The following is a 6,524-nucleotide window of genomic DNA, read 5'->3' as shown; positions in this document are numbered from 1 at the left end:
GCAATCGTTGGTTACATCTTTGATTTCTCGCGGAGTAACTTGTGATGCTGATAATCTGTTGACTAGCAGTCTGACTCCACAAGCACCCACACGAATTGCTTGATTCAGTTGTTAAAGAGCGGTTGGTTAAGATCTTTCGTCTCAACCGAGGCGCGCATTCTACAGCAGCCTCATTTGCTGTCAAGTGATATTTTTCAGAAGTTTTCAAGGAATCCTTAACAACTTCAACCACTTGCGCTTTCGATCTCTCGTCAGCGGGAGGCGAATTCTACAGCGTTACTCGCTGCTGTCAACACCTCTTTTTCAACTTCCTTGGCGCTTCGATGACCTGAAGCAACCCGCTGTCGAAAACCGCATAACCCTTTGTTTATCAAGGAGTTTTCCGTTTCGACTGCGCCGGAAGTGGGGCGAATTATAGACATCTATAATCTGCCGTCAAGCACTGATTCGGGTTTTCTATCAATAACCTGCAGAAAGCAGTAAAACACCCCAAAGCACGCCTATATGGAAGAGTCAGAACGCCCTTCTATATAGAAGAGCTTCCCCATAGGCAGCCACAGCCCATGTCATAGCCAAAAAGCGGGACCACCGCGTACGGACGATTAGCTGGCCGCCAAAAAACAAAAAAGCACCCAAGGTGCTCTTTTGTTAGCGCTTTCAGCTGAATAACGCCGCCACCCCGGCCCGCGCCGTATGTAGCTTCTTATAGCTATCGATCAGACGAAGGTGCCTGTCGAGGCCTTCCAGCTTCATGCTCGTGGGTGTCAGACCATAGAAACGTACGCTGCCATTGACCGACCCTATCGCCGCGTCCATCCGCTCGTCACCGAACATCCGGCGGAAGTTGACCTCGTAGTCGCTCAGTTCCAGATCATCGTCCAGCTGCATTTCCAGCACGACGTTCACCGCTTGATAAAACAGGCCGCGCTCGACGGTGTTGTCGTTGTATTGCAAGAAGGCTTCCACCAGATCCTTGGCCTGATCAAACTTCTGCAAGGCGAGATAAATCAGCAGCCTCAGCTCCAGGATCGTCAACTTGCCCCAAGGCGTGTTGTCGTCGAACTCGATGCCGATCAAGGTGGTGATGTCGGTGTAATCATCCAGCTCGCTGCTTTCCAGCCCTTGGGCCAGCGATCGCAGGCCGACTTTGCTCAGGCTGTGCAGATTCAAGATGTCGGCGCGGAACTGCAGTGCCTTGTTGGTGTTATCCCAGATCAAATCTTCGACCGGATAAATTTCCGAGTAATCCGGCACCAGAATGCGGCAGGCCTTGGCGCCGATATGCTCATAGACCGCCATGTACACTTCTTTGCCCATGTCTTCGAGAATGCCGAACAAGGTCGCGGCCTCTTCGGCATTGGAGTTTTCGCCTTGACCGGAGAAATCCCACTCAACGAATTCGAAGTCCGGCTTGGCACTGAAGAAGCGCCACGAGACCACACCGCTGGAATCGATAAAGTGCTCCACGAAATTATTCGGCTCAGTCACCGCCTGACCTTCGAAGGTCGGCTGCGGCAGATCGTTCAGGCCTTCGAAACTGCGGCCTTGCAGCAGTTCCGTCAGGCTGCGTTCCAGCGCCACTTCCAGGCTTGGGTGCGCGCCGAACGAGGCAAACACGCCACCGGTACGCGGGTTCATCAAGGTGACGCACATCACCGGGAACTCCCCGCCCAGCGACGCATCCTTGACCAGCACCGGGAAGCCCTGCTCTTCCAGAGCCTGGATACCGGCCTGGATGCCCGGGTACTTCGCCAACACCTCCTGCGGCACATCCGGCAGGGCCATTTCGCCTTCAAGGATTTCGCGCTTGACCGCGCGTTCGAAGATTTCCGACAGGCACTGCACCTGGGCTTCGGCCAGCGTGTTGCCGGCGCTCATGCCATTGCTCAGGAACAGGTTTTCGATCAGGTTGGACGGGAAGTACACCACCTCATTGTCCGACTGGCGCACGAACGGTAGCGAACAAATACCGCGCTGGGTGTTGCCGGAGTTGGTGTCGTACAGATGCGAGCCACGCAACTCGCCATCCCGGTCGTAGACCTTCAAGCAATACTCGTCGAGGATTTCGCTCGGCAGCTCGTCCTTCGGGCCCGGCTTGAACCAGCGCTCGTCCGGGTAATGCACAAACGCCGCATTGGCGATGTCCTCCCCCCAGAACTGATCGTTATAGAAGAAGTTGCAGTTGAGCCGCTCGATAAACTCGCCCAGCGCCGATGCCAGCGCGCCTTCCTTGGTCGCGCCTTTGCCATTGGTAAAACACATCGGCGAGTGCGCATCGCGAATGTGCAGCGACCACACATTGGGAACGATGTTGCGCCACGAAGCGATTTCAATCTTCATGCCCAGGTCGGCCAGGATGCCCGACATGTTGGCGATGGTTTGCTCCAGCGGCAGGTCCTTGCCCGCAATGTAGGTGCCCGCCTCGGAGGTCGAGTGCGGCATCAGCAGCGCCTGGGCGTCGGCGTCGAGGTTTTCGACCTCTTCAATCACGAACTCGGGCCCGGTTTGCACCACCTTCTTTACCGTGCAACGGTCAATGGAGCGCAAGATCCCCTGGCGGTCCTTGGCGGAGATGTCCGCCGGCAATTCGACCTGAATCTTGAAAATCTGGTTGTAGCGGTTTTCCGGGTCAACGATGTTGTTCTGCGACAGGCGGATATTTTCGGTGGGGATATTGCGAGTCTCGCAATACAACTTCACGAAGTACGCCGCACACAACGCCGACGAAGCCAGGAAATAATCGAACGGCCCCGGCGCCGAGCCATCACCCTTGTAGCGAATGGGTTGATCGGCGATCACCGTGAAGTCGTCGAACTTGGCCTCAAGTCGAAGGTTGTCGAGAAAGTTGACCTTGATTTCCATGTGCGATTACCAGAATAACGAGCTAAACGATTTGGCCGCCATTATCCGGTTTTTCAGCGCTGACCGTTAACTTTCCACTATTTATCGATCAACGCGACACCACGCTCCTCCAGCAGGCGCACAAACATCGTGAGGCTCTGCGACACCGTCCCCCGGCGCCACACCAACCAGGTACGCAGATAGCGGAACGACTCCGACAACGGCCAGACGCTGACCGTCGTACACCCAGGCATGCTTTCGAGCATGCTGCGTGGCATCAGCGCCAGGCCGGCCCCGGCGCTGACGCAGGCCAGCATGCCGTGATAGGACTCCATTTCGAATATCTTGCCGGGCACCGCCGCGCCATTGGCAAACCAGCTTTCGAAATGATGGCGATAGGAGCAGTTGGAGCGGAAGGCATAGATGTTTTCGCCATTCACATCCTTGGCCCGATGAATCGGCTCATGATTGAGCGGTGCGATCAAGACCATCTCCTCCTCGAATGCCGGTACGCCTTCCAGCGCCGGATGCAACACCGGCCCATCGACAAATGCCGCGGCCAGCCGCCCCGACAACACCCCGTCGATCATGGTCCCGGAGGGACCGGTGGACAGGTCCAGTTCGACCTTCGCGTGTTTCTGGTTATAGGCAGCCAATAGCTCTGGAATTCGTACCGCTGCAGTGCTTTCCAACGAACCCAGGGCGAAGGCGCCTTGCGGTTCTTCACCCGCTACGGTGGCCCGCGCCTCCTGAACCAGGTCGAGAATGCGTCGAGCATAATCCAGGAAGCTCCAACCGGCCGGCGACAAGCGCAGGCGACTCTTCTCGCGGATAAACAGATCCACACCCAGGTCCTGCTCAAGCTGCTTGATTCGGGTCGTGAGATTCGATGGCACCCGGTGGATATGCTGGGCGGCCACGCTGATGCTGCCGTGCTCGGCGACAGCCTTGAAAATTTCGAGCTGGACCAGATCCAAGTCATTCTCCAAACGTGAACGTTATGCTCAGTATTATTCAGTTTCCATAAAACATATACCCCCATAACCTGAGCACATTCCTACCTAGCAGGACGGTGCCATGACCCACGTATCCAGCCTTACCCATGCCATTTCGATCAACCCGACCACGGGCGAGCAGATCGGCCAGTACCCTTTCGAATCCGATTCGGCACTACAGGCCGCGCTGGCGCGGGCCACTACCGGGTTTCGAGCCTGGCGCGGCAAACCGGTAGAGCAACGCGCGCAGCTTTTGATCAGCCTCGGCCAGGCCTTGCGCAACAATGCAGAGGCCATGGCCAACATGATCACCCTGGAAATGGGCAAGCCGATTAGTCAGGCCCGTGGCGAAATTGAAAAATGCGCGCAGCTCTGCGAGTGGTACGCCGAACAGGGTCCCGCCATGCTCAGCGCAGAACCAACCCTGGTCGAAGGCGGCAAGGCACGCATTGAATATCGCCCGCTCGGCCCGATACTCGCCGTGATGCCGTGGAACTTCCCCATCTGGCAAGTGCTGCGCGGCGCGGTCCCTACCCTGCTCGCCGGCAATACCTTCGTGCTCAAGCACGCGCCAAACGTCATGGGCAGCGCCTACCTGCTGCTGGAAGCCTTCAAGCTGGCGGATTTTCCTGAAGGTGTCTTCGAGGTCATCAACGTCACCCCGGACGGTGTATCCAAGGCAATCGCCGATCCACGCATCGCGGCCGTCACCCTCACCGGCAGCGTGCGTGCGGGCATGGCCATCGGTGCCCAGGCCGGAGCCGCGCTGAAGAAATGCGTATTGGAACTCGGCGGCTCCGACCCGTTTATCGTGCTCGACGACGCGGACCTCGATGAGGCGGTCAAAGCCGCCGTGATCGGGCGCTATCAAAACACCGGACAAGTCTGCGCCGCTGCCAAACGCCTGATTGTCGAGCAGGGCATTGCCGAGGAATTTACCCGCAAGTTCGTCGAGGCCACCCAACGACTGGTCGTCGGTGATCCACTCGCCTCCACCACTTACATCGGCCCGATGGCGCGCTTCGATCTGCGCGACGAACTGGACCAACAGGTGCGCGACACACTGGAAGAAGGCGCGACCTTGCTGCTGGGTGGAAAGAAGGTCGAAGGCACCGGCAACTACTACGAACCCACTGTACTGGGCGACGTGACCGATCAGATGACATCCTTCAGACAGGAACTGTTTGGTCCCGTGGCTTCAATCATCACGGCCCGAGACGCCGCCCATGCGCTGGCGCTGGCCAATGACAGCGAGTTCGGCCTCACCGCCACTATTTATACGCGCAATGACGAACTCGCCCGGCAGATGGCTGGCGAACTTGAAACCGGCGGCGTGTTCATCAACGGCTATAGCGCCAGCGATCCGCGCGTCAGTTTTGGTGGCGTGAAGAAGAGTGGCTTTGGCCGGGAACTCTCGCATTTCGGAGTGCGCGAATTCTGCAATGCCCAGACGGTTTGGCTGGATCGGCGTTAAGGGCAATGCAGTGCTTCGAACTGGCTCAATCTGGCTCAACGAACGTAGCGCAGGCAGTCAGCCTGACATCGCGATCCTCAGCGCCACTGCTGCTTCAAGCAGCTTGTTCGCCTGGGTCGAGACAGCTGCAGCCATTTCTTCATCCCCTGTTTCTCTGAGCGTTGCAGCCAGATCGAGCAGCTTCCCCACCTCGGCCTCGATAGTGCGGACGGATTCGCCTATTTGGTACTTAAGTGAATGAGCCATCTCGATCAAACCTCGGACCGGATTAAAGACAAATCCCACCTGGGCGAATGCTCAAGTCATTCAGTGGCGCGTTACTGACCGCCATTCGATTGCCCCAAAACCATTGTGGAGTACTGAGCAGAGAGTATCGAAAGTTTTGATGTCGTGTCGTACTCCAGTAGCACTTTGCCCAACGGTTACGCCACGGCATTTCGTATTCAGATGTCACACTTTCGTCACACCTATCTCGCACAATACGGTCAGCCAAAGGGATTTGGCCCCTCTACAGAAAGCCCGGCCCGACGCCGGGCTTTTTACTTTCTGGTCCATGTTCCCCAAGCCGGACGACTGATTCAGAGTACAGGGTGGTTCATTTCAACCCGCTCTGATGTTGCCCGGCGAATTGTCTCTGGAACCAGTCCGAGAGCATCGCCTTCTCGGAGTAGAGCCTGTCACTCCTGTTCGCACGCCCCGGACGCTGGAGGTAGAGCTGATCCATGACTCTGGCGTCGGCCTGGTTCACGATCTGGCCATTTTGCTTGAGTACGTAATGTAGATCGATGCTCGGCCAGGTAATGTCGCGCATGAAGCGCACCTCATAGGCATTTATCCTCCAGGGTTCGTAACGACCGGCCAGGTCGATGTTGCGTATTTCAATTTGCAGCTGCTGGTCGGCTGGCAGGTACCGCTCGCCAAGCTTCTGGAGGTAGCTGCGCAGCTCTTTCATGACATAAGGATCGGCCCCGCGTTCATAGCCCGGACTGTCCAGGCTGGCATCGCTGTATTTTTCGGGGTTATTGAAGACGACTTCGACCGAAGGCGCTGCGGTGGCAAGTGGCACCATGAACAGCGCCAGCAGTGCGATCGAGGTGCAAACGGATATTGAGCGCATGGCATCACCTCCGGGTGCAACGCATTTTCAATGCATGCGGCACCCTGTTCAGTTTACGCCTGAAGTGCATGCCCGCTGCGTGTGTTTCCAGCTCCTA

The 6,524-nt window shown here is 57.1% G+C and carries 5 protein-coding genes; 1 reads left to right on the top strand and 4 read right to left on the bottom strand.

Going from position 1 to position 6,524, the window contains the following annotated elements:
• Positions 1–657 precede the first annotated feature (657 nt).
• A complete protein-coding gene (locus AC07YV_RS08875; protein WP_102699316.1) occupies positions 658–2,862 on the bottom strand; it encodes an OsmC domain/YcaO domain-containing protein in 2,205 nt (734 codons plus the stop codon).
• A gap of 77 nt (positions 2,863–2,939) precedes the next feature.
• Positions 2,940–3,818 carry a putrescine utilization regulator PtrR gene (gene ptrR / locus AC07YV_RS08870; RefSeq protein ID WP_007980886.1) on the bottom strand — a complete coding sequence of 293 codons (879 nt, stop codon included), beginning with the start codon at positions 3,816–3,818 and terminating at the stop codon, positions 2,940–2,942.
• Between the two features lie 100 nt (positions 3,819–3,918).
• On the opposite strand from ptrR, the gene AC07YV_RS08865 reads away from it, so the two are divergent.
• A complete protein-coding gene (locus AC07YV_RS08865; protein ID WP_102699315.1) occupies positions 3,919–5,310 on the top strand; it encodes an aldehyde dehydrogenase family protein in 1,392 nt (463 codons plus the stop codon).
• A gap of 57 nt (positions 5,311–5,367) precedes the next feature.
• On the opposite strand, the gene AC07YV_RS08860 is transcribed toward AC07YV_RS08865, so the two are convergent.
• Together AC07YV_RS08860 and AC07YV_RS08855 are read right to left on the bottom strand one after the other, a co-directional pair.
• The gene (locus AC07YV_RS08860; RefSeq protein ID WP_102699322.1) at positions 5,368–5,556 is read right to left on the bottom strand and encodes a hypothetical protein; all 189 of its coding nucleotides are present in this window, start codon (positions 5,554–5,556) and stop codon (positions 5,368–5,370) included.
• 349 nt (positions 5,557–5,905) lie between these two features.
• On the bottom strand, positions 5,906–6,427 hold the full coding sequence (locus AC07YV_RS08855; RefSeq protein WP_102699314.1) for a DUF3016 domain-containing protein: 522 nt from the start codon (positions 6,425–6,427) through the stop codon (positions 5,906–5,908).
• Positions 6,428–6,524: the final 97 nt, after the last annotated feature.

It is taken from the genome of Pseudomonas sp. GW456-E7 (assembly GCF_059424105.1).
This window is presented reverse-complemented; position numbering and strand designations above follow the sequence as displayed.

Coding starts and splice junctions, on each gene's coding strand:
- AC07YV_RS08875 (WP_102699316.1), bottom strand. CDS start 2,862: ATGGAAATCAAGGTCAACTTTCTCGACAACCTTCGACTTGAGGCCAAG.
- AC07YV_RS08865 (WP_102699315.1), top strand. CDS start 3,919: ATGACCCACGTATCCAGCCTTACCCATGCCATTTCGATCAACCCGACC.
- AC07YV_RS08860 (WP_102699322.1), bottom strand. CDS start 5,556: ATGGCTCATTCACTTAAGTACCAAATAGGCGAATCCGTCCGCACTATC.
- AC07YV_RS08855 (WP_102699314.1), bottom strand. CDS start 6,427: ATGCGCTCAATATCCGTTTGCACCTCGATCGCACTGCTGGCGCTGTTC.